Annotated in this window: 18 protein-coding genes; 4 read left to right on the forward strand and 14 right to left on the reverse strand. The window is 35.5% G+C overall.

The genetic code is table 11. The features are described from left to right. Nucleotides 1–116: 116 nt before the first annotated feature. Together G7034_RS10210 and rimM are read left to right on the forward strand one after the other, a co-directional pair. Nucleotides 117–698, forward strand: a complete 582-nt coding sequence (locus G7034_RS10210) for a 30S ribosomal protein S16 (RefSeq protein WP_166400859.1) — start codon at nt 117–119, stop codon at nt 696–698. 12 nt (nt 699–710) lie between these two features. Then, nucleotides 711–1,241, forward strand: a complete 531-nt coding sequence (gene rimM, locus G7034_RS10215) for a ribosome maturation factor RimM (RefSeq protein ID WP_166400860.1) — start codon at nt 711–713, stop codon at nt 1,239–1,241. Nucleotides 1,242–1,755: 514 nt separating this feature from the next. Here rimM and G7034_RS10220 read toward each other — a convergent pair. Then, the gene (locus G7034_RS10220; protein WP_166400861.1) at nt 1,756–1,992 is read right to left on the reverse strand and encodes a hypothetical protein; all 237 of its coding nucleotides are present in this window, start codon (nt 1,990–1,992) and stop codon (nt 1,756–1,758) included. A 6-nt stretch (nt 1,993–1,998) separates the two neighbouring features. After that, the gene (gene rimO, locus G7034_RS10225; RefSeq protein ID WP_166400862.1) at nt 1,999–3,312 is read right to left on the reverse strand and encodes a 30S ribosomal protein S12 methylthiotransferase RimO; all 1,314 of its coding nucleotides are present in this window, start codon (nt 3,310–3,312) and stop codon (nt 1,999–2,001) included. Nucleotides 3,313–3,703: 391 nt separating this feature from the next. On the opposite strand from rimO, the gene G7034_RS10230 reads away from it, so the two are divergent. Continuing rightward, a complete protein-coding gene (locus G7034_RS10230; protein ID WP_166400863.1) occupies nt 3,704–4,477 on the forward strand; it encodes a GIN domain-containing protein in 774 nt (257 codons plus the stop codon). Nucleotides 4,478–4,613: 136 nt separating this feature from the next. On the opposite strand, the gene yidC is transcribed toward G7034_RS10230, so the two are convergent. The 12 genes from yidC to dnaE all read right to left on the reverse strand — a co-directional run bounded on the left by yidC (nt 4,614) and on the right by dnaE (nt 19,983). After that, the gene (yidC, locus tag G7034_RS10235) at nt 4,614–6,530 is read right to left on the reverse strand and encodes a membrane protein insertase YidC (protein ID WP_166400864.1); all 1,917 of its coding nucleotides are present in this window, start codon (nt 6,528–6,530) and stop codon (nt 4,614–4,616) included. Nucleotides 6,531–6,686: 156 nt separating this feature from the next. Then, a complete protein-coding gene (locus G7034_RS10240; protein ID WP_166400865.1) occupies nt 6,687–7,124 on the reverse strand; it encodes a hypothetical protein in 438 nt (145 codons plus the stop codon). An 11-nt stretch (nt 7,125–7,135) separates the two neighbouring features. Next, nucleotides 7,136–7,645, reverse strand: a complete 510-nt coding sequence (locus G7034_RS10245) for an acyl-CoA thioesterase (protein ID WP_166400866.1) — start codon at nt 7,643–7,645, stop codon at nt 7,136–7,138. Nucleotides 7,646–7,828: 183 nt separating this feature from the next. Next, nucleotides 7,829–8,794, reverse strand: coding sequence for an HU domain-containing protein (locus G7034_RS10250; protein ID WP_166400867.1), 966 nt, complete (start codon nt 8,792–8,794; stop codon nt 7,829–7,831). 171 nt (nt 8,795–8,965) lie between these two features. Next, complete coding sequence (locus G7034_RS10255; protein WP_166400868.1) at nt 8,966–10,345, reverse strand: outer membrane beta-barrel protein; 1,380 nt, start codon at nt 10,343–10,345, stop codon at nt 8,966–8,968. Next, nucleotides 10,338–10,883 carry an RNA polymerase sigma factor gene (locus G7034_RS10260; protein ID WP_166400869.1) on the reverse strand — a complete coding sequence of 182 codons (546 nt, stop codon included), beginning with the start codon at nt 10,881–10,883 and terminating at the stop codon, nt 10,338–10,340. Before G7034_RS10260 ends, G7034_RS10255 begins: the two co-directional genes overlap by 8 nt. Then, a complete protein-coding gene (locus tag G7034_RS10265) occupies nt 10,883–11,308 on the reverse strand; it encodes a hypothetical protein (protein WP_166400870.1) in 426 nt (141 codons plus the stop codon). Before G7034_RS10265 ends, G7034_RS10260 begins: the two co-directional genes overlap by 1 nt. 19 nt (nt 11,309–11,327) lie before the next feature. Next, nucleotides 11,328–12,347: a recombinase RecA gene (gene recA / locus G7034_RS10270; protein ID WP_166400871.1), complete on the reverse strand. Its 1,020-nt coding sequence runs from the start codon at nt 12,345–12,347 to the stop codon at nt 11,328–11,330. A 365-nt stretch (nt 12,348–12,712) separates the two neighbouring features. Next, entirely contained in the window at nt 12,713–14,110 is a 1,398-nt protein-coding gene (locus G7034_RS10275; protein WP_166400872.1) for an alkaline phosphatase, read from the reverse strand. Between the two features lie 323 nt (nt 14,111–14,433). Next, a complete protein-coding gene (locus G7034_RS10280; protein ID WP_166400873.1) occupies nt 14,434–14,988 on the reverse strand; it encodes a hypothetical protein in 555 nt (184 codons plus the stop codon). Nucleotides 14,989–15,064: 76 nt separating this feature from the next. Then, complete coding sequence (locus G7034_RS10285; protein ID WP_166400874.1) at nt 15,065–15,574, reverse strand: hypothetical protein; 510 nt, start codon at nt 15,572–15,574, stop codon at nt 15,065–15,067. 23 nt (nt 15,575–15,597) lie between these two features. Beyond that, entirely contained in the window at nt 15,598–19,983 is a 4,386-nt protein-coding gene (dnaE, locus tag G7034_RS10290) for a DNA polymerase III subunit alpha (RefSeq protein WP_166400875.1), read from the reverse strand. Between the two features lie 243 nt (nt 19,984–20,226). Between dnaE and G7034_RS10295 the strand changes: the two genes are divergently transcribed. Further along, nucleotides 20,227–20,724: a hypothetical protein gene (locus G7034_RS10295; protein WP_166400876.1), complete on the forward strand. Its 498-nt coding sequence runs from the start codon at nt 20,227–20,229 to the stop codon at nt 20,722–20,724. The last annotated feature ends 172 nt before the right edge of the window (nt 20,725–20,896 follow it).

The following is a 20,896-nucleotide window of genomic DNA, read 5'->3' on the forward strand; positions in this document are numbered from 1 at the left end:
ATGTAAAATAAAAAAATTAATCTGTTTTGTGTAAAGTGATAAATTATAATTCTATATTTGCAGCTTATTTAAAATCAATTAATAACAGAGGTTTCGAACCTCAAAATTTAATTACTATGCCAGTAAAAATTAGATTACAGCGACACGGTAAGAAAGGAAAGCCTTTCTTTTGGATTGTTGCAGCCGATGGACGTGCTAAAAGAGATGGTAAATTCTTAGAGAAATTAGGAATTTACAACCCCACTACAAATCCAGCCACTATTGAATTAAACGTAGATGGTGCTGTAAAATGGATGCGTAATGGTGCTCAACCCACAGACACCGCTAAACGAATCCTTTCCTACAAAGGAGCCATGTTAAAAAAACACCTGCTTGCAGGAGTTGACAAAGGTGCGCTTACAGAAGAGCAAGCCAATGAAAAGTTTGAAGCTTGGTTGAAAGAAAAAGAGGACAAAGTATTCTCTAAAACACAACAAGTAGAACAAAGTACTTCGGAAGCTAAACAAAAAGCTTTAGCCGCAGAAAAAGAAGCAAATGCCAAGCGTAAAGCCGCTGTAGATGCAACTTTAGCTGAAGAAGCAGCCGAAAAATCTACGGAAGAAACCACGGAAGAAGTTGCCGAAGCAACAACTGAAGAAACTCCCGTTGAAGAAACGACTGCACAGGCAGACGAAAAAAAGGAAGATAAAGAAGCCTAAAACGAGCTAACGATGACCAAGGAAGATTGCTTTTACCTAGGAAAAATCGTTAGTAAATACAGCTTTAAAGGGGAGTTGCTAATTAAATTAGATACAGACGAACCTGAATCTTACGAAAATTTGGAATCAGTTTTGGTGGATTTCCGCCGGCAACTGATTCCTTTTTTTATTGAATCTTCTCAGTTGCACAAATCTAATTTACTTCGCGTTAAATTTGAAGATATAGAGGAAGAAGCTGATGCAGACGAACTCATTAATTTTGAAGCCTTCCTCCCCTTAAGTCAGTTGCCCCCACTCAACGAAAATCAATTTTACTACCACGAAATTATCGGTTTTAAAGCCATTGATGCCAGGCATGGCGATTTAGGTGAAATTACAGGCGTTAACGACCAATCTCCACAAGCTTTATTTCAGCTGAAGCACCCCTCAGGAAAAGAAATCCTTATACCTGTAAATGATGAATTTATTCAGAAAATCGATAAAGCCAACGCCACCTTTTACTTTCAAACCCCCACAGGATTAATCGATTTGTACTTGGACTGACTACAATTGAAGTGAATTAAGTACAAAGCGATGCACTGCTTGCGCTGCTTGCACTGAGCTTAGTCGAAGTGAGCATAATCGAAGTGAGCATAGTCGAAGTGAATTAAGAAATAAGAAGAGAGAAGTTTGGAAATCAGCCTATTAATTCGATTTCAAAACAAAAAACACCCCCCTGCCCCCCTTACTTCGATTATACTCAGCACAGGCAAGGGGGGTTTAGAGAGTGCTGGGAACACCCCCCTACACCCCCCTCCGAGGGGGGAAATTTGATTGGAACTAAAAATATGAATTCGATTTCAAAACAAATTGTTTCCCCCCGGGGGAAATGCCGCAGGCAATAGGGGTTTGGAGAGTGCTGGGAACACCCCCCTGCCCCCCTCTGAGGGGGGAGATTTGATTGGAACTAAAAATATGAATTCGATTTCAAAACAACACCCCCCTCCTTTGGAGGGGTTGGGGGAGGCTTCCGGCTTCGGGAGGTTGGGGGAGGCTTCTGGCTTCGGCTTTTAGGGAATTAGCGCAGTACTGAAAATCCCCACCATTTTAAGCAATGGATTTTCTGACTTTGCTTGGTGTATGAAGAATACCTTGGGGATAATAAAATAGCAATTACTGCAATTATTCCAAAGTGAAGTCGGTCTAAGTCTTCTACAAAAAAATCAGTCATCAACCAACCCAAAATACTGAGCGCAAAAATGATGGCAAAACGTATTGAAATAGCATTAGTAGCCGAGGTATATTCTTTAATCATAACTACTTATTGGTCAGGGTTTACAGGTTCAGCAAATAAATCAAAGTCGGCGGCGTCTATAACTTTCACGAGCGCAAAATCGCCTGTTTTTAAATAAAACTTTGTAGCGTCAATCAAAACTTCGTTATCCACATCTGGTGAATCAAATTCTGTTCTGCCTACAAAATGATTTCCTTCTTTACGATCGATGACACATTTAAAAGTCTTGCCAATTTTTTCTTGGTTCAATTCCCATGAAATTTGCGATTGAATTTCCATGATTTCGTTGGCGCGTTGCATTTTCACTTCTTCAGGCACGTTGTCTTCTAAATTGTAGGCATGAGTATTTTCTTCATGCGAATAGGTAAAGCAACCTAAGCGTTCAAAGCGCATTTCTTTTACCCATTCTTTTAATTCTTGGTATTGTTCTTCCGTTTCGCCGGGGTAACCCACAATTAATGTGGTTCTAATTGCCATTCCGGGAACTCTTGTTCTAAACTTTTTAAGTAAATCGGTTGTTTTTTTATGGTTGGTTCCTCTGCGCATGGACTTCAGTAATTCATCATTGATGTGTTGCAGCGGGATATCGATGTAATTGCAAACCTTAGGCTCTTCTCTAATCACCTCCAATACATCTTCAGGAAAACCAGTAGGAAAGGCATAATGCAATCTAATCCATTCAATACCTTCAACTTTTACTAAGTTTTGTAGCAATTCTGCTAAGTTTCTTTTTTTGTATAAATCTAACCCGTAGTAGGTTAAATCTTGCGCAATTAAAATTAATTCCTTGACCCCGTTGGCAGCTAATTTTTCAGCTTCAATCACTAATTCGTTGATGGGTTTCGACTTGTGTCCACCGCGCATTAAAGGAATTGCACAAAAAGAACAAGGACGGTCACAGCCTTCGGCAATTTTGAGGTAGGCGTAATTTTTTGGTGTAGTGGTTAATCGTTCACCAATTAATTCGTGTTTGTAATCAGCGCCAAGTGCTTTTAATAAACTGGGTAATTCGGTGGTTCCAAAATACTGATCAATATTGGGGATTTCTTTTTGTAAATCGGGTTTATAGCGTTCAGACAAACATCCGGTAACAAAAACTTTATCTACTTTTCCTTCTTTTTTTTGTTGGGCAAAATCTAGAATGGTATTGACCGATTCTTCTTTGGCGTTATCAATAAAACCACAGGTATTAATGACCACCACATTGCCTTGTTGTTCATGAGCTACTTCTTTGCCGTTGGCTTTTAGTTGTCCCATTAAAACTTCTGAGTCGTATAAGTTTTTGCTACAACCTAAGGTAACTACATTAATTTTGTTTTTTTTCAACGACTTTGTGCGCATAGGTATTATTTTTCGGTGTGCAAAGATACGACCTAAAAGTTGACAAAAGTGTTAATACCATTTATCAATTAAAATTACCGCAATAAAACGCCCTTTATTCCTTTCTGTTTTATTATAAAGAAGAAACTATTTGCGCTGTTAGGCCATCGGCATTCTTTTCGAGTTAGTATGCTACTTTATGGTCATTCAGTTCTACGTCAAATTTCCCTTTCGCTCCTAACACTTTAATCACTTTTAAAATTGTTGAAAATCTGTTATCTGTTGCCTAATTCGTTCGGCTTTTTCAATCTTCTTTTTCAGTGGTTTATTTTATTTTTCAGTGGTTTATCTTTTTTTTTAACTACTCCGTGAGTTGAAACAACTATTTCAGAATTAAAGGAAATACAATAAAATGTTTAAATTGCGAAGAATAAACAACCTAAAACAACAACAAAGCATGATCACACTCAACAAATTCTTTGTTTTTATTTTATTATCTATTAGCCTAGTATCTTGTCAAGACATGATGGTAGTTCAAGTGGAAGGAGAAGGTCCCGTAGTAATGAATGAATTTGAAATTGATAATTTTAATCAATTAAGCCTTCATTCTGGATGGAAAGTTTTACTAATTCCATCTGATGAAAACAAGATAGTTTTGGAAGCCAATGAAAATTTAGTAGAACTACTAGAAATTGAACAAAAAGGAAACCGTTTAAAAATCGATTCAGAGAAGCTCATCAAGAAAGCCGATTCAAAATTGATTCAATTGTATTATAATCAAGAATTAACTGAAATTAAAACTTCAAGCGGGGTATATTTAATTGCGGAAGATATCAAACACTCAGGCAATTTGAATTTAGTTTCAACAAGCGGCTCTAAACTTGAATTAAGTTTTGAAGGTGAAAAATTAGCTGCTGAAACTACTTCTGGGGCTTCCATTCATCTTACTGGCTCAGCCGCATACTTAGTGGTAAAATCTACCAGTGGTTCTGGTTTTGAAGCTGAAACCTTCTTAGCTAAAAAGGCAAAAGCAAAAGCTAATTCTGGGGCAAACATCAACTTGAATGTGGAAGAAGGACTTGAAGCAAAAGCCACTAGCGGAGCAATCATCAAACATAATTCAGGAATTAAAAATAGAGTAAAAGACACTAATTCTGGAGGAACTATTAAAGCCTATAGTAATTAATATTTAATACCAACTAACCATCCAATGTTGTAATTTCACTCTATAAACGACATTTAATAGTCAAATTGGTATAAGAGCAAAAAAAAAATCCAACGTTCAAATGAGTGTTGGATTTTTTGTTAACTATAAATTGATATTATTTCTTCTTCGGGTCTTTTTCCCTTAGCTTTTTTTGTTCCTCTGCTTGCTCCATTATTTCTTGCATTTTACGGGCAAACTTTCCTTTTTTCTTCTTCGGCTTTTTCTTGTTTTCTTCTATTTTCTGAAGGATTTTATCTTCCTTAATGATTACATTTTTGATAACTAACATAATTCCAATGGTAATTAAGTTAGAGATAAAGTAATATAAGGAAAGTCCACTGGCATAATTATTAAAGAAAATCAGCATACCAAAGGGCATAATGTACATAATTACCTTCATATTTGGCATCCCCGGTTGTTGCATTTGTTGCATGTTTTGGCCTGTAGTCATTTGCATGTAACCAAAAATTGCAATGGAGGCTAAAATAGGAAACAAACTCACGTGGTTTCCATAGGCCCAAGAAATTAAAGGAATGTAGGCGTCCCATTCAAAAATCACGTCATAACTTGATAAGTCATCGGCCCATAAAAATCCTTTTTGACGTAAATCAAATGCACTTGGGAAGAACCTAAATAAAGCATAGAAAATAGGAATCTGAAGCAAAGCAGGAATACAGCCGCTCAACGGACTTACTCCGGTTTTACTATACAATTTCATGGTTTCCTGTTGTTTTTTCATGGCATTGTCCTTATGCTTTTCATTAATTTGAGCAATTTCAGGACGTAAAACTTTCATTTTAGCTTGCGACAAATAGGATTTATAAGTTACAGGCGAAAGTAATATACGCACGGTAATAGTCATTACAATAATAGCTAATCCATAACTAGGTATAAAGCTAAGTAGGAAACCAAAAAACGGAATCAACATATATTTATTGATCCAACCAAAAATTCCCCAGCCTAAAGGAACAACTTTGTCTAAATCACGTTCATAAGTACTTAAAATTTTGATATCGGTAGGTCCGTAATAGAGGTTCATTTGCTCGGCAAATTCTCCACCTTTAAGTTGAAGCGCAATTTCTGAAGTGTATTTTTTGGTAAAAACGGTGTCAACTTGTTTGTCTTGAACAAGATTTTCAGAGATAAATTTTCCGTTTTTAAAAGGTGAATCGGTAAGTAGAATAGCACTAAAAAAGTGTTGTCTATATGCTACCCAATCTACTTTGTCTCCTGTTTCTTCGGTTAATTCACGCTGATTGGTATAATCGTCTTTACCACCATCGTATTGAAAAATAATTTCAGCGTGTTGGTTTTCATAAGAAATACTTTTGGCATGTCTTAAAGATTTAATTTGCCAAGTGAGTAAGGCTTCTGTATCGCCTGAAAGGATAGAACTTAATCCTTGCGAGCGCATACCAAAATCCAACATGTGGTCGTTGGGTTTAATCAGGTATCTATATTCTAGATATTTATCTTGGTCTGCTTTTAAACGCATGGTCAAGACTTGGTTGTCTCCTTCTTGTTTTAGTTCAGGAACAAAATATAAGTCTTTGGTTTGTAGCGTTCTTCCATCGCGTGTTTTTAATTCGATATTAAATTCGGAGTTTCCTTCTTTAGCAATGTAGATTGGCTCGCCCAAATAGTTTTCGTGTTGCTTGAGTTTGGCATCTACTATTTGCCCTCCGTAGTGACTAACTTTTAACTTTAAAAATTCATTTTCTATATAAGTGTAGTCTTGGTCTTGCTCTTTGGCAAGCATTTCGGATAAGGCAAAACTACCCAATTTTTGTTGGGCAAGAATACTTGCTATAGAATCACTTACTTGGGCATCTTGAGAAGTGGGCTGAGAAGCAACGGCTTCATTTGAAGTTAGACTATCGGCTTCTTCAGGCGCTACTTGTTCAGTTTTAGTTGCTTCATTTAGGTTTCCCTCTTCGGCTTCGTCTTGGTTCATATAAACCATCCAGAAAAGGATTAAACCAATTAACAAAAATCCGATAACCGAATTTAAATCAAACTTTTTATCTTCCATTTAAAATGTACTTTTCGCTTTCAAAATAACTGCAAAAGTCCACATTTTTACTGAATTTTCTTAGTTTTTGATGTATTTTTTTCAAAAATAAAGTGGACTTATCTACTTCTATGAAAAATAGCTTGTAAGCGAAGTTGTTAAAATCTTCTCATTAAATTAAAACCAAGCTTGCCAAGGAATTCTAGATAATATTAAAAGTAGGGCAAGGGTATAAAAGAGAGCAACTTTTTTAAATTTTGGTCTTGAAGATAATACTTTCTTGTGTTTAGAGTAACCCATAGTAATTAGGACCGTGGCTACAATCATTGTTAAAGGATGTTCAATCAAGTACAAGCGCAAGGTGCTGTCTTTCATTACTTCGCCCATGCCTTGGTTAGAAAAAGCTTGGAAATATGGACTTACAAAATAAATAACAATACCAATGAGAAGTTGAATATGGGTTACGATGAGTGCAAATAATGAAATTCTAAAGTCTTTAGATTCATAGGGTTTTTTGCCAAAGTACTTCACTAAAGCGTTGATTGTTGCTAAAAAGACAATAAGCACAACTAAGTATGCCCAATACGAGTGTAAATGTTTAATTGCTGTGTACATGATAGGTGTTTTTATTCAAATAATGCTTTTAATTCGGTAGCTTGTTTAGGGTTCATTTTACCTGCTAAAACCAAGCTGAGTTGTTTTCTTCTTAAAGCTGCATCAAAACGCTCTTTTTCTAATTTAGATTGCGGTTCAATTTGAGGAATTGGTACAGGATTTCCTGTGTCATCTACCGCAACAAAAGTATAGATTGCTTCATTGGCTTTGGTGCTTCTTCCGCTTTCACGGTCTTCAATCCAAACATCAATAAAAATTTCCATTGATGTTTTAAAAGCACGGGAAACTTTTGCCTCTACAGTTACTACACTGCCTAAAGGTACGGCTTTATTAAAGGCCACGTGATTTACTGAAGCAGTGACTACAATTCTTCTAGAGTGTCTTCTTGCGGCAATACTTGCTGCGCGGTCCATTCTAGCTAAAAGTTCACCACCAAAAAGGTTGTTTAACGGATTGGTTTCGCCTGGTAAAACAAGGTCGGTTAAGGTAGTTTTAGAATCTTCTGGGGTTTTCAAATCCATGAAAATGTTATTTTTTGGCAAAGGTAAGCTATGCGGAATTAAAAATCCATGTTCGCCTGCACATTCGCAAAAATTTAATTTAATTTTAAATTCTGACTACAAGTTAAAGAATAAACTGAATTAATTCTTTTTGCAACTAGTAAATGATGGAGCTAAAGAAAAATATTCTTGTTTTCAAGTTAGCTACTTGTTTAAATCTGAATTATGAGTAAGTGAACCAACAAACAACCACGCCGATTTTTGATGTGTAGCCCTTACTTTTTTGAGTAGGTGTAGAGCTTCGCTTCGCTGAGCAAAAGATTGATAAGCAACCTGATGCAAATTGTAGTTGTTTTTTCCTAAATAACGCGCTTGGTAATCTAAGTCCTGTAATTGTTTTATTTTCTTTTCTGCATTTTTCTTATTTCTGAAAGCACCCGCTATCACATGATAATTCAGCTGACTTAAATCGTCTGTTTGTTTATTTTTAAGCTCAATTTCTATGGTAGGTAATGGCGTTGAAATAAAAAAGTTAGCCGATTGTATTTCTTGCTGAATTTTTTCTTCGGCTTTTTTGGCTAGGCTTTCTTGATGCTTATGTTGTTTTTCTTGATCGATTAAATAGGCTCCAAAACTACCCGCTAATACTGCAATAATAAGTAAGGCGGCGTATTTTAGATAGGGTTTTTTAGGTGTTTTAGCTACCGGTGTTTGGAGTTGAATATCCGCTTTTTCTGTGGCAGCGGTTTGCAATTGAAGCGCACTGATTTGAAAAGGCGAAAGTCCAAAACTAGCCTTATGAAAATTGTGTTTTTCTGAAGGAGCAAAAGTGAGTTGGTCTTCTTCGGTTAATTGAATTTCTCCTAAGCCTTTTAAATGAAAACTTCGTTCAATTTGAAGTACTTGATATAAGTCTTCTACGTAAGAAGCTAAATATTTTTTAGCATCTTCTAGGTCCAGGTATTCTTTTTGACTAATGTAATTAACTAAAAGTACATCATCTGATTTTAGTTGTCCGTTAAAAACAAGTTTTCTTCTTGGTGGAAAAAGTGTATTGGTAGAAGAATTGATTTTAGCATTTTCAAATTTCACAACAAAAGCACCTAATCCTGGAACAATAACACAGTCGTAGCGGTAAAGGAGGTCTTTGATGTAATTTTCAATTCGCATAAATTATTTTTTTCGAACCCTCAAATTTAAATTTAATTTTAATTTATAAGCTAGATTAAATCATTTTTTTGTGAAAAGATTTCAACAATTATTCAAGCGCTTCAGCTTTAGGAAATTGGATAAACAAAAAAAAACTTGTCTAAACTACAAACTTCAAGGAGAAATTGGAGTTTAAAATTCAAATTTAATTCCAGAAAACACCCCTATCATATAAGGTTTAAAATTAGTTGTAGCCGAATCAAAAGTATTGATTTGATACCTTAAATTAGGTTCTATATGAAACTTGATTTTTTTTGTAAATTGATAATTAAAACCCATTCCAAAATTAGCGCTAAAACTTGTTGAATTTACGTTGTTAGCCCTTCCTATTCGATAGGTTTCGCCTTGAAAGTCACCTAAAATTCGGTTTTCATTGACGAGTAACGTACTCATGCCGCCAATTAAGCTAACCCCTATTTTTTTGTTTATTACTTGGTAGGAAGCTTCCATTGGAATTTCTAAAAAGCCTAATTCGTGGGTTAATGAAGTTTCGCTGTAGGGCACACGTGCGTTAGGGTTAGTTACTTCTGAAAAAGTTTTTGCGTCCATAAACGTAAGATTTGCTCCAGCACCCATGGCAATAGTTGCTATTTGATTGGGGTTGGATTGGTAGCTAGCTACTATGTTATTGGTTTGATAACCCGAGCCAATTTGATGCACACCTGTTCTTAGGCTAAGTTTATCTGTTACTTCATAAGCCACTTGCAAACCAAAGGATAAGTTGGTTGTTCCTTGAGCGGTCTCCTTCATTTCTTTGGCATAACTTGCAGCCGAATTACCTCCACTAAATACAGGCGAAACTCCTGGCGTAACACTAAATCTTGATAAAAGACTTCTTTTTTCTAGTTGATTTGATGTTGAAACTTCTTCCTTTTCATTCTTTATTTGATTAGCCAGCTGTCTTGAGGTGTTCTGATTTTGAACGGAAGCCAGCGGAAGGTCGTTTAAACGCATTGGCTGAAGTTGAATTTTAAAATCTGCTTGTTGAAAGCTTAGTTGATGTAAAGCATCAAAAAAACCGTTTTCTTTTGAAGCAGAAGCATAATTACTTTGAGCTGCAGTGAATAAATCATTTTCATGTGAAGAATTAACAGGCTTCGTCTTTTCTTTTGCCTGTATCTTAGGCGAAACAATAGTTTTTTTATAACTTGTTTTAAGCTTTGATGTAGAACTTAGGGCTGAGGTTTTAATAGAGTTGATGGTTTTTTGTTCTACTTTTTGAATATTGAGCAAGGAAGAATTGAGCAAATGTTTGTTGATTATTTTTTGGTAACTGATGCTGTTTTTTATAGCAAAATCAGCAGGAGGCTGAATTAGGTTTAACAAGATAGCAACACCAACAGAAAGTAAAGCAATAAAACCAACGGCATACCTAAAAGTAAACCAAGCAATAGGTTTGTTTTTCTCTACCAACTTCTTTTCAATACCTTCCCAAACCTGAGCTTGTGGTTCTACTTTAAAGTCGTTTAAGGCTTTAAAAACATCTTCTATGTTTTTTTTATCATTAGCCATTAGAAACTTTTCTTTGGTTGATGTAGGCTTCAATTTTGGGTTTCAAAATTGCTTTTGCTCTTGACAAATTAGACTTTGAAGTGCCAACAGATATTGAAAGTAATTCGGCTACTTCTTGATGCGAATAATTATCTAAGACATACAAGTTAAATACCATTCTATACCGATTAGGTAATTCTTGTATGCATTTTAAAAGTTGATTAAGTGGTATTTGCTGCTGCGAATTTTCTAAAGGACTGATTTCTTCAATCTGGTCTTCATTAATTAATTCAAAAACTTTTTGATTCCTATAGCGAGATAAGCAAGTATTCACGCATATTCGTTTTATCCATCCTTCAAACGAACCTTTAAACTTAAATTGTTCAATTTTCTCAAAAGCAGTGATGAATGTGTCGTGTAAATTATCTTCTGCTTCTTGGTAATTTCTAGAATACTTCAAACAAATTCCAAACAATACAGGTGCAAAAAAATCATAAAGCTCCTTTTGGGCTTTTAAATCTTGTTTTTTGCACCGATGTATAATTTGTTTTGTTATCATTACTCACTAACTAGCGGGAATTCAAATTTAATGTAAGCGCTTTCGCCTTCTGCCTGTGGATTTTGCAAGAAGAAAAACTCATACCGGTCAAAGCCATTGTCTTCAGCAGTAAACAAAAAAACTTCATCGGAAGTAACTTGGGTGTTGATGATTTCACAACCGCTTTCTGCAACAGTTTTAACAACAGTGCCTATGTACAAATCTCGTTCGTCTTCTTCAATAAGAAATTCCTCAAAGTTATCACATGTAGTTTCTAAATTGTAGGTAACAATAAACTCATAATCCTGGCCAATAACCAGTGAATCTACGTCGGGGGGTTGAACTTCAACCACTGAAGCAAAATTAGAGGATTCAATAAAATTGGTTCTCGATGAACACGAAGCCAAAATCACGACAAGCGATACATTAAATAAAAAACGTTTCATATATTTTAATTCAATAGCCTTAGCTTTGTTCTTTTCCTTTTATTGCTTTGGTAATTTTATTCTCTAGTTCGTCCATTAAGTCTGGATTATCTAAAAGCAGTGTTTTAACGGCATCTCTACCTTGACCTAGTTTGGTATCTTCATAACTAAACCAGCTTCCTGCTTTTTTCACGATATCGTACTCCACTCCAATATCAATAATTTCACCTACTTTAGAAATTCCTTGACCATACATGATATCAAATTCAGTCATTTTAAACGGAGGCGCAACTTTATTTTTCACTACTTTTACTCGTGTTTTATTTCCTCTAACGTCGCTATTACTGTCTTTAATTTGGGTAGATCTTCTAATGTCAATTCGTACAGAGGCGTAAAATTTAAGAGCGTTACCCCCTGTAGTAGTTTCTGGATTTCCAAACATCACTCCAATTTTTTCTCTTAGCTGATTAATAAAAATAACCGTACAGTTAGTTTTACTAATGGTGGAGGTCATTTTTCTTAAGGCTTGCGACATTAACCTGGCGTGAAGCCCCATTTTTGAATCTCCCATTTCTCCTTCAATTTCACTTTTAGGAGTTAGTGCAGCCACCGAGTCAATAACCACGATGTCGATAGCTCCAGATCGAATTAAATTTTCTGTAATTTCTAACGCCTGCTCTCCATGGTCGGGCTGAGAGATAATCAAGTTTTCTAGGTCAATTCCTAGGTTTTCTGCATATACTCTGTCAAAGGCGTGTTCTGCATCAATAAATGCAGCAATTCCACCTGCTTTTTGAGCTTCTGCAATAGCGTGTAAAGTTAAAGTAGTTTTCCCTGAAGATTCTGGACCGTATATTTCTACTACTCTCCCTCTAGGATACCCACCTACTCCTAAAGCAATATCTAAGCCTAAGGATCCAGATGGAATAGCATCTACATCAATCACTGCTTGATCACTCATTTTCATCACCGTACCTTTGCCGTAGGTTTTATCCATTTTATCAAGCGTTAGTTTAAGCGCTTTTAACTTGGCTTCTTTTTCTTTGTTGTCTTTGCTCATTCTATTTTTTTTTACTTAAAATTGTCATCTTAAAACGTAAAAGTACAATTTTTTATTTTTATAAGATAGCGCAACCATTTTAAAAATTTCACGTCTGTTAAATAAGACTATGACCCATAAATTAATATTTACAATAACGAAGAACAAGGCAAATTTGGTAGTTGCATCAAGTTTGCTTGGTGCGTTTTTAGATGGTGGCTGACGTTGGTAATTCTATTTTTTATTTCAATATTGATTAAATAAAAGAATTATTAACATGAATTAGCCACCGTTGATTATTCCATCAACATTTAATCTAAAAAAATCGCCCCAGTATTGGAAGGCGATTTTTTTATGTTTCAATTGATTTGATCATTAAATTGGCATTAGATTTTATTTTCAACCTCAGCGGCTTCAAGTAAAATATAGTGTAAATCGGTATTTTTTATAAAGGCATTGATGCGTTCTTTTCCAGGGCCAAAAGCGGCTAATTCTACAAAATCGCTGGTATGATTTCCGCTTGCCCATCCTACTGAATGATAATTCTGCTGTATTTGAGATAAGCGTTTAAACGGTAAGTTTCTATAGTTGTATAGCCCTTCTTCTTTTTCTAAATTCGTATAATAGCTCAATAAATCTTTAGCTTCCTCTTTTTGAATTCCAAAACCGTTGGCAAATTCAATCCGTTCTCTAATTGTTTCTACTGAGTCATTTTCAGAAATTCCTTGTAAAACCCAATCATTGGTAGCTTTGAAGTGCTGTAAACGATCAAAGTTTTCATTTACGTTCTTTCCGTAAAGCATACCGGGGTTAGCATTCCCGTGATCTGTGGTAACAATGACTAACGTATCTTCATTGCTTTGCGCAAAGTTCATAGCTACTTCAATAGCCTCATCAAAAGCTAGTTGGTCATACAATAAAGCTGCGGCATCATTGGCATGCGCTGCCCAATCAACTTTTCCGCCTTCTACTTGAAGCACAAAACCTTCTTGGTGGTTTTTCATTAAATCAATGGCCTTTTGCGTCATTTCTGCTAAGGTTGGCACCTTGGCAGTGAGGTCTTTGTTGTGCATTAAATCTAAGCTATAGGGAAGTCCTTCTTGATCAAAAACACCTAGTAAGTTACCCTGATTAATTTGATTAAACTGACTTTTATTTTTAGCTACACCGTAGGATTTTGATTGAAACTCTGAGTAAAGGTTTCTTCGGTCTTCTCTTGAATTAGCATCGAAGTATTTCTGTCCTCCTCCTAAAATAACATTGGGACCATGGCTCAAGTACTTTAGGGCAATGCCTGCTTGGTCGTTTCTAGATTTACTGGTGGTACAAAAGCCTGCTGGCGTTGCGTGGGTAACGGGAACGCTTGTAACAATTCCTGTCTTTTTTCCAGCATTTTTGAATTTTCGCCAAAGGGGTTGATGTTCTTCACCACCTCGACCAACATTAATTGCTCCATTAGGGATGCGGTGACCACCTCCCCAAGAGGAAGAAGCAGCTGCTGAATCGGTAACTAAAGAACTGGCTGAAGCCATATCCATTAAGCTTCTAGTTACAAGGTTTTCTCTATATAAATTAAGCCAATTTGACCCTTTTCCTTCTTTTTTATGCTTAAGTGTATCGGCCATAGTTAAGGTTCCATTACTCATTCCGTCACTTACTAGAAAAATGATATTTTTAGCTTTTTTCTTTTCTTGAGCTTGTTGTTGTGGGTTTGTGCAAGCTCCTAAAACACCTAGTCCTGCACCGGCAATAGCTGTATTTCTGAAAAATTTTCTTCTGTTCATTTTTATCTTATTAAAAGTTTAAAACTAAACAAAATACTACTGATTAAAGTAAACTGAATATTAATTTTTTTTCATTCTTAATTACAAGCTAAGTTTAGATTTGCTTAAAGGACAAACTAGCTTTTGGTACTTGAGAGTAGTTATAATTGAATTCAGGTTAATACGCACTAGGCTTATTAGAATACATTTTCTTACTTATTATTTGACGCAGGTTGCGCTAAATTCAATTTATGTGGTACACTTGATGAGCTGATCAATTATTTCTTTTCCTTCAATGGCAAAGCCCATTTTATAAAAACACAAACTATCAATAGCCAGTTTACTTACAGAGAAGCGGTAATACCAAGGCTAAAAATAAACTGGCTAAGATCGTTAAAAACATACTTTGGTTCAACAAAAACTTTTAAACCGGTGCGAATGGTGTAATCTACACCAAAGCCAAGATTAGCTCCAATACCAGATTCTCTAAGCGGCAATACATCTTTAGCTGAAGCATCTTCAAAAACTTCTGTGCCAGAAAGTCGTTTATCTACATCGGTATAATTAAATCCGGCGAGTAAATAACTATTGAAATCTGGAATATATAGGTCTAAATTGTAATGGAGGTCGGCATTAAAAAGAACTAATCTAGTTTCGAGTTTTCCAGTTTCATTACCAGGTAACAATACATTTTTATCTACGGGTAAAAAGCCCGTAATCTCTGGTGAAAACGAGAAGGATTCATTGATATGTAAAACCCCTCTAACACCAGCTCCAAAGCTTTCTAATTCAGTAGAGTAAGCCGCTTTAAAGCCTAATTCATTTTGGGCTTGTATCTTTTGAGCGTAAACAAGACTAAACAAAAAAAAGATAAATGCAGGCAAAAAATTAATTTTCATTGGTTTTGTGATTTATTGATTGCAATATAAAAAATAAAATCAGTAATCAGTTTTTTATTCATTTTGATTACTGGCTTTACAGCCGAATTCCAAAGCCAACACCTAAGGATGAATAATCAGCATCATTTACTCCTCTTGAATTATTTCTAATATGGCTATAAAATAGTTGCACTAAAAATGAGTCAAAATGATAGCCTATTTTTGGCGAAAAATAAAGACCTCCATCAACTTGATCTAGGCCTATTGCGTAGCCAAGGTCGGTAGAAAAATAAATATTGTTTTGAAAATTTAGTTTACCACTAGCAGCAATTTTCAAAAAACTGGCATCATAGCCGTCAATAAATCCGCCCTGAGTATCATAATTAAACTCTGTAAACCCACCTGTAAATCCTAAATCAATTACACCTCCAATATCATTTGATAAATAATAGGTAAGCTCTAAGCCATAAACAATATTTATAAAATCTTCAACTTCACCAGTGGGTACACCAAGATGAACAACTCCTTCAAAGTTTTTGTATTGTGCTGAAGAAGCTAGGCAAAACCCAAAGCTAACCACCATAAATAAAGTTTTTAAATGTTTCATTATACTAGTTTGTTGGCCTTAGTTTAATTTAGTTTAAATGAAATATTTAATTTTTGAATTTCATCTAGCAGCTCAGTACAGACGTTAACTTTGCGCTTTTTACTAGGCATATTCACTTTGATTTTTTGAGTGGCTTCATAGACAACAAAGTTAACTTGATGCTTACCTTTATGTGCATTAAACAACTCATCTAAATAATTGATTTTATCTTCATTAAGTTGGTGAATATCTACTTGAAGTATCATTTTTTTCACCATTTCTTCCAAGATATTTTGCAAGGGTTTAATATGAATAATATTTGTTCTTGGTTTGCCAGGTTCACCAGTTTTTTTATCGATGAAAGACTTATTTCTAAACTTGACATAAATAAACTGATCGACTACTAAAAAATGCCTTAGCTTAAGGTAGTCTTCACCAAAAAGCCAGAAATCATGAGATTCATCGTAATCTTCTAAGGTAAACTTTCCGTAGCCTTGCCCGTTTTTTCCTACGTTATGCATAACGTCGGTAACCACCCCTGCAACACTTAGTTCTCTATTTAAGTATTTTTCTACCTCTCTAAATATACTTAGCTTGGCATTGGTAAAATGTTTAATTTCTGTTTTAAAATCGTCTAAAGGATGCCCTGAAATAAAAATTCCAACCACCTCTTTTTCTTCTTTAAGCTTTTTCATCGTTGGCCATTCTTCGCAAGGAGGCACCTCTGGTTCTGGTATTTGGACATCACTGGCTTCGCCAAATAAACTCACTTGCGCAGAGTTTTTAGATTCTTGGTAACGGGCAGCAAATTTTACCACTTTTTCTAAAAAGCTTAAATCGCCATCGGTAGTTTGGAAATACTGAGCTCTGTGTGTATCAGGAAAACTATCAAAGGCTCCTGCATAAGCTAAACTTTCAAAGGCTTTTTTATTTGCTGCTCTAAGGTCAATTCGCTTAGCCATATCAAAAATCGACTTGAAATGGCCTTCTTTTTTTCGATTGATAATAATTGTTTCTACAGCGGGTTTTCCAACACCTTTTATGGCTCCCATCCCACAACGCACAGCATTTTCTTTATTTACTGAAAATTTGTAGTAAGATTCGTTTACGTCTGGGCCTAATACTTTTAAGCCCATACGCTTACATTCTTCCATAAAGAAGCTTACTTTTTTTATGTCACTCATGTTATTTGAAAGAACTGCGGCCATGTATTCGGCGGGATAATGCGCTTTTAGATACGCAGTTTGGTAGGCAATCCAAGCATAACAAGTAGAGTGAGATTTGTTAAAGGCATAACTGGCAAAGGCTTCCCAGTCTTTCCATATTTTTTCTAATTTTTCTTCATCGTGTCCGTTATCTTTTGCCTGACCTATAAATTTTGGCTTTAGTTGAGCCAATACATCTTTGAGTTTTTTACCCATGGCTTTTCTTAGGATATCGGCTTCACCTTTAGTAAAGTTGGCCAACTTTTGCGAAAGCAGCATAACTTGCTCTTGGTAAACTGTAATTCCGTAGGTTTCCTCAAGGTATTCTTCCATGGCGGGTAAATCGTAGGAAATTTCTTCTTTTCCGTGTTTTCTAGCAATAAAACTAGGAATGTACTCCATTGGTCCTGGACGGTAAAGTGCGTTCATGGCAATTAAATCTTCAAAAACCGTAGGCTTGAGTTCTTTCATGTATTTTTGCATGCCCGGCGATTCATACTGAAAAATTCCAACTGTTTCGCCGCGTTGGAATAATTCGTAGGTTGCTACATCATCTAACGGAAAACTTTCTGGATCCAGCTCAACGCCATGCCTTCCTTTAACAATTTCAACGGTATCCTTAATTAATGTAAGCGTTTTTAAGCCTAAGAAATCCATTTTAAGTAAGCCAGCATCTTCTACTACCGAGTTATCAAATTGAGTTACATACAGCTCTGAATCTTTAGCTAAAGCAACGGGCACAAACTTGGTAATATCATCTGGTGTAATGATTACACCACAGGCGTGAATTCCTGTATTTCTTACCGATCCTTCTAAAATTCGCGCTTGATTTACAGTTTCAGATTCGGGAGTAGTGTCTTCAGAAATACTAATTAATTCAAGTACTTTTTCAACATCTTCCGACCTAAAACTACTTCTTAGTTCTTTTTCATTTTTGCCAAAAATCTTGGATAACTTAGACATGTCTGGCACTAACTTGGCAATTCGGTCGGCTTCATAAAGCGGTAGGTCTAAGGCTCTTGCTGTATCTCGAATAGCCGATTTAGCGGCCATGGTTCCATAGGTAATAATTTGCGCAACCTGATTAGCTCCGTATTTTTCAATAACATAATCCATTACCTTGCTTCGGCCTTCATCATCAAAATCAATATCAATATCGGGCATACTTACACGTTCAGGATTTAAGAAACGCTCAAAAAGTAAGTCGTATTGAATAGGATCTATATTGGTAATTTTAAGGCAGTAAGCCACGGCACTTCCTGCAGCAGACCCCCTTCCTGGACCAACTGAAACCCCCATTTTTCTTGCTTCTCTAATAAAATCTTCAACAATTAAGAAATACCCAGGATAACCTGTATTAGCAATTACTTCTAATTCAAAATCTAAGCGTTCTTGAATAGCTTCAGTAATTTCGCCATAACGCTTTTTAGCCCCTAAATAAGTAATATGTCTTAAATAGGCATTTTCTCCTCGTTTACCCTTATCTTCCTTGTCTTTTGCATCTTTAAACTCGTCTGGAATATCAAAAGCAGGTAAAAGTACATCTCGATGTAAGTCAAAAGCTTCTACCTTATTAACTATTTCTTCTGTGTTAGTAATGGCTTCAGGTAAGTCTTTAAAGAGTTCTTTCATTTCTTCTTCCGACTTAAAATAGTACTCATCATTAGGTAAACCATAACGGTATCCACGCCCTCTTCCTTTAGGAGTAGCTTGTTTTTCGCCGTCTTTAACGCAGAGTAAAATATCATGTGCGTTAGCGTCTTCTTGATTGGCGTAGTACGTATTATTGGTAGCTACTAATTTTACTTCATGTTTTTGAGCTAATTTTATAAGTGCTTGATTGGCACGGTCTTCATCTTCTTGTTGGTGACGCATTAATTCAATATAAAAATCATCTCCAAAGGTAGATTTCCACCAAACTAGGGCTTCTTCTGCTTGTTTTTCTCCTAAATTAAGTATTTTACTAGGCACTTCACCATACAAATTTCCCGAAAGTACAATAATATCTTCCTTGTAAGTTTCTATAATTTGTTTGTCAATTCTAGGAACATAATAGAATCCATCGGTATAAGCTTTAGAAGACATTTTAGCCAAATTATGGTAACCATTTTTGTTTTTCGCCAAAAAAACAACTTGGTAGCCATTGTCTTTTCTGTTTTTGTTGGTATGGTCTTCGCATACAAAAAACTCACATCCCACAATGGGTTTTATAGGGTAAATTTGAGGCGATCTTTTTTCTTCTTCGGCTTTTGCTTTCTCCACTTCGGCTGCTTTATTGTGCTTACTTGCTTCCGAAACAAAATGAAAAGCTCCCATCATATTTGCATGATCGGTTAAAGCTACAGCAGGCATTTTATTGGTGGCAGCTTGCTCAACCAATTGTTTTACCGACATCGTTGACTGAAGAATGGAGAATTGCGAATGATTATGTAAATGCGCAAAACTGCTTTTTTCTAGCGTGGCTAAGTTTTCTTCAATTTTTTCTTCTGAAATTTTTTCCTCTGGCTCCTCTGCTGCTAATTTCTTTCGAATTTCTTCTGAAGCCTTTTTTAAATTAATATGCTGAAGACCAAGCTTACGAATTGGCGTTGGATTTTTAGCCGTAAACTCATCCAGGTATCCTGGAACCTGTTGAAGCTCTTGGACGCTAAAGGTTTTTCTTCTGATTAATTCAAGAAAACAACGTGTTGTTGCTTCTACATCGGCAGTGGCATTATGTGCTTCAGCAAAGGCTTCGCCAAATAAATATTCGTGTAATTCAGTTAAGGTAGGGAGCTTAAATTTACCGCCTCTTCCTCCAGTAATTTTACACAAACTAGCGGTGGTTTCTGTACAGGTATCTAAAACGGGCATTTCCGTCATAGGACTTTCAATACCGGCACGCAAAAACTCTGCTCCTGTTACATTAACATCAAAACCTACATTTTGCCCTACAACAAATTTGCTCATTTGTAAAGCGCGATTAAAATCGTCTAAAACAACATTCAGTTCTTTACCTTCGGCTTTAGCTAAAGCGGTAGAAATACCGTGAATACGTTCAGAATCATAAGGAATATCAAAACCTTCTGGGTAGATTAAATAATCTTTAGCTTCTACTAAATTTCCCCATTGGTCATGCACTTGCCAAGCAATCTGTATGACTCTTGGCCAGTTGTCTAAATCTGAAATTGGAGCCTTAAAATTCTTTGGAAGTCCTGTGGTTTCGGTATCAAAAATAATGTACATGAGGAAAAATCTTTGTTGTAAAATTAAAAAATTATCTGGGCTAAGCGATAAGCCTGTCTCTAAAATTTTCCATCTTTTGAAACTAAGCGATTAAAAAACAGCTAGAGGCAAGTAAAGTTCTTCGTTTCCTAGGCTATCAAAAAAAAAATGCCTCAATTTTAAAAAGGATTAAACTTGCGTAACTTAAATTTTTTATTTTTATTTGTTAGTAACTATTTATAATTCAATTAAAAACTCATACGTATGAAACTTCAATTTCCTGTTTTCCTGTTATTTTTTTTGCTGATGCAACTAACTAATGCCCAAGACTTTGTGTCGGCTAATGATGATTTAACTGCAATTGATTATGAACTCTATTATGAGGCTTTGCACGATGAGCTTCAAAAGAACGAGATTGAGATTGATCAAGACGACCAGAGCGCATTAAACACTAAAAAAATAAAAATGCAAGCAATTAAAGATGCTCAAAACAATTACCAAGGGAAAAATTCTGGTGCTGTTTGGACCGGAGTTGCTGCTGCGCTAACTTCTCCTGTTTTAGGCTTTATTCCTGCTGCAATAACCACAAGCGCTGCTCCTTCAAATAAAAACTTAAGAATTAACAACGAAAAGCTTCAAAACGATTATGATTACTATACTACTTATAGAAAAGAAGCTAAAAAAATAAAGGAAAAAAGAAATTGGGCGGCTTATGGAATTGGAAGTGCTGTTTGGTTTTTTATCTTACTCCTTACTTATTAACCTGAGTTCGATTATTCTCACTTTGTCAAAACTGTTTTAAATAGTAAGATACGAACTTTTTTAAGACGTAATATCTTGATATTGGGGAGTAAAAAAGTAAAGTAGATTGCTGTTTAAAACTGAATCATCTATTTCGTTCAATAAGAACATCCATTTACTGCGTTAATTTTTA

Source organism: Psychroflexus maritimus (genome assembly GCF_011089875.1).
Lineage (GTDB): Bacteria > Bacteroidota > Bacteroidia > Flavobacteriales > Flavobacteriaceae > Psychroflexus > Psychroflexus maritimus.

Bases quoted from the DNA above. Each gene is read 5' to 3' on its own strand.
- G7034_RS10210 (WP_166400859.1), top strand. From the start codon at position 117: ATGCCAGTAAAAATTAGATTACAGCGACACGGTAAGAAAGGAAAGCCT.
- rimM (WP_166400860.1), top strand. From the start codon at position 711: ATGACCAAGGAAGATTGCTTTTACCTAGGAAAAATCGTTAGTAAATAC.
- G7034_RS10220 (WP_166400861.1), bottom strand. From the start codon at position 1,992: ATGATTAAAGAATATACCTCGGCTACTAATGCTATTTCAATACGTTTT.
- rimO (WP_166400862.1), bottom strand. From the start codon at position 3,312: ATGCGCACAAAGTCGTTGAAAAAAAACAAAATTAATGTAGTTACCTTA.
- G7034_RS10230 (WP_166400863.1), top strand. From the start codon at position 3,704: ATGTTTAAATTGCGAAGAATAAACAACCTAAAACAACAACAAAGCATG.
- yidC (WP_166400864.1), bottom strand. From the start codon at position 6,530: ATGGAAGATAAAAAGTTTGATTTAAATTCGGTTATCGGATTTTTGTTA.
- G7034_RS10240 (WP_166400865.1), bottom strand. From the start codon at position 7,124: ATGTACACAGCAATTAAACATTTACACTCGTATTGGGCATACTTAGTT.
- G7034_RS10245 (WP_166400866.1), bottom strand. From the start codon at position 7,645: ATGGATTTGAAAACCCCAGAAGATTCTAAAACTACCTTAACCGACCTT.
- G7034_RS10250 (WP_166400867.1), bottom strand. From the start codon at position 8,794: ATGCGAATTGAAAATTACATCAAAGACCTCCTTTACCGCTACGACTGT.
- G7034_RS10255 (WP_166400868.1), bottom strand. From the start codon at position 10,345: ATGGCTAATGATAAAAAAAACATAGAAGATGTTTTTAAAGCCTTAAAC.
- G7034_RS10260 (WP_166400869.1), bottom strand. From the start codon at position 10,883: ATGATAACAAAACAAATTATACATCGGTGCAAAAAACAAGATTTAAAA.
- G7034_RS10265 (WP_166400870.1), bottom strand. From the start codon at position 11,308: ATGAAACGTTTTTTATTTAATGTATCGCTTGTCGTGATTTTGGCTTCG.
- recA (WP_166400871.1), bottom strand. From the start codon at position 12,347: ATGAGCAAAGACAACAAAGAAAAAGAAGCCAAGTTAAAAGCGCTTAAA.
- G7034_RS10275 (WP_166400872.1), bottom strand. From the start codon at position 14,110: ATGAACAGAAGAAAATTTTTCAGAAATACAGCTATTGCCGGTGCAGGA.
- G7034_RS10280 (WP_166400873.1), bottom strand. From the start codon at position 14,988: ATGAAAATTAATTTTTTGCCTGCATTTATCTTTTTTTTGTTTAGTCTT.
- G7034_RS10285 (WP_166400874.1), bottom strand. From the start codon at position 15,574: ATGAAACATTTAAAAACTTTATTTATGGTGGTTAGCTTTGGGTTTTGC.
- dnaE (WP_166400875.1), bottom strand. From the start codon at position 19,983: ATGTACATTATTTTTGATACCGAAACCACAGGACTTCCAAAGAATTTT.
- G7034_RS10295 (WP_166400876.1), top strand. From the start codon at position 20,227: ATGAAACTTCAATTTCCTGTTTTCCTGTTATTTTTTTTGCTGATGCAA.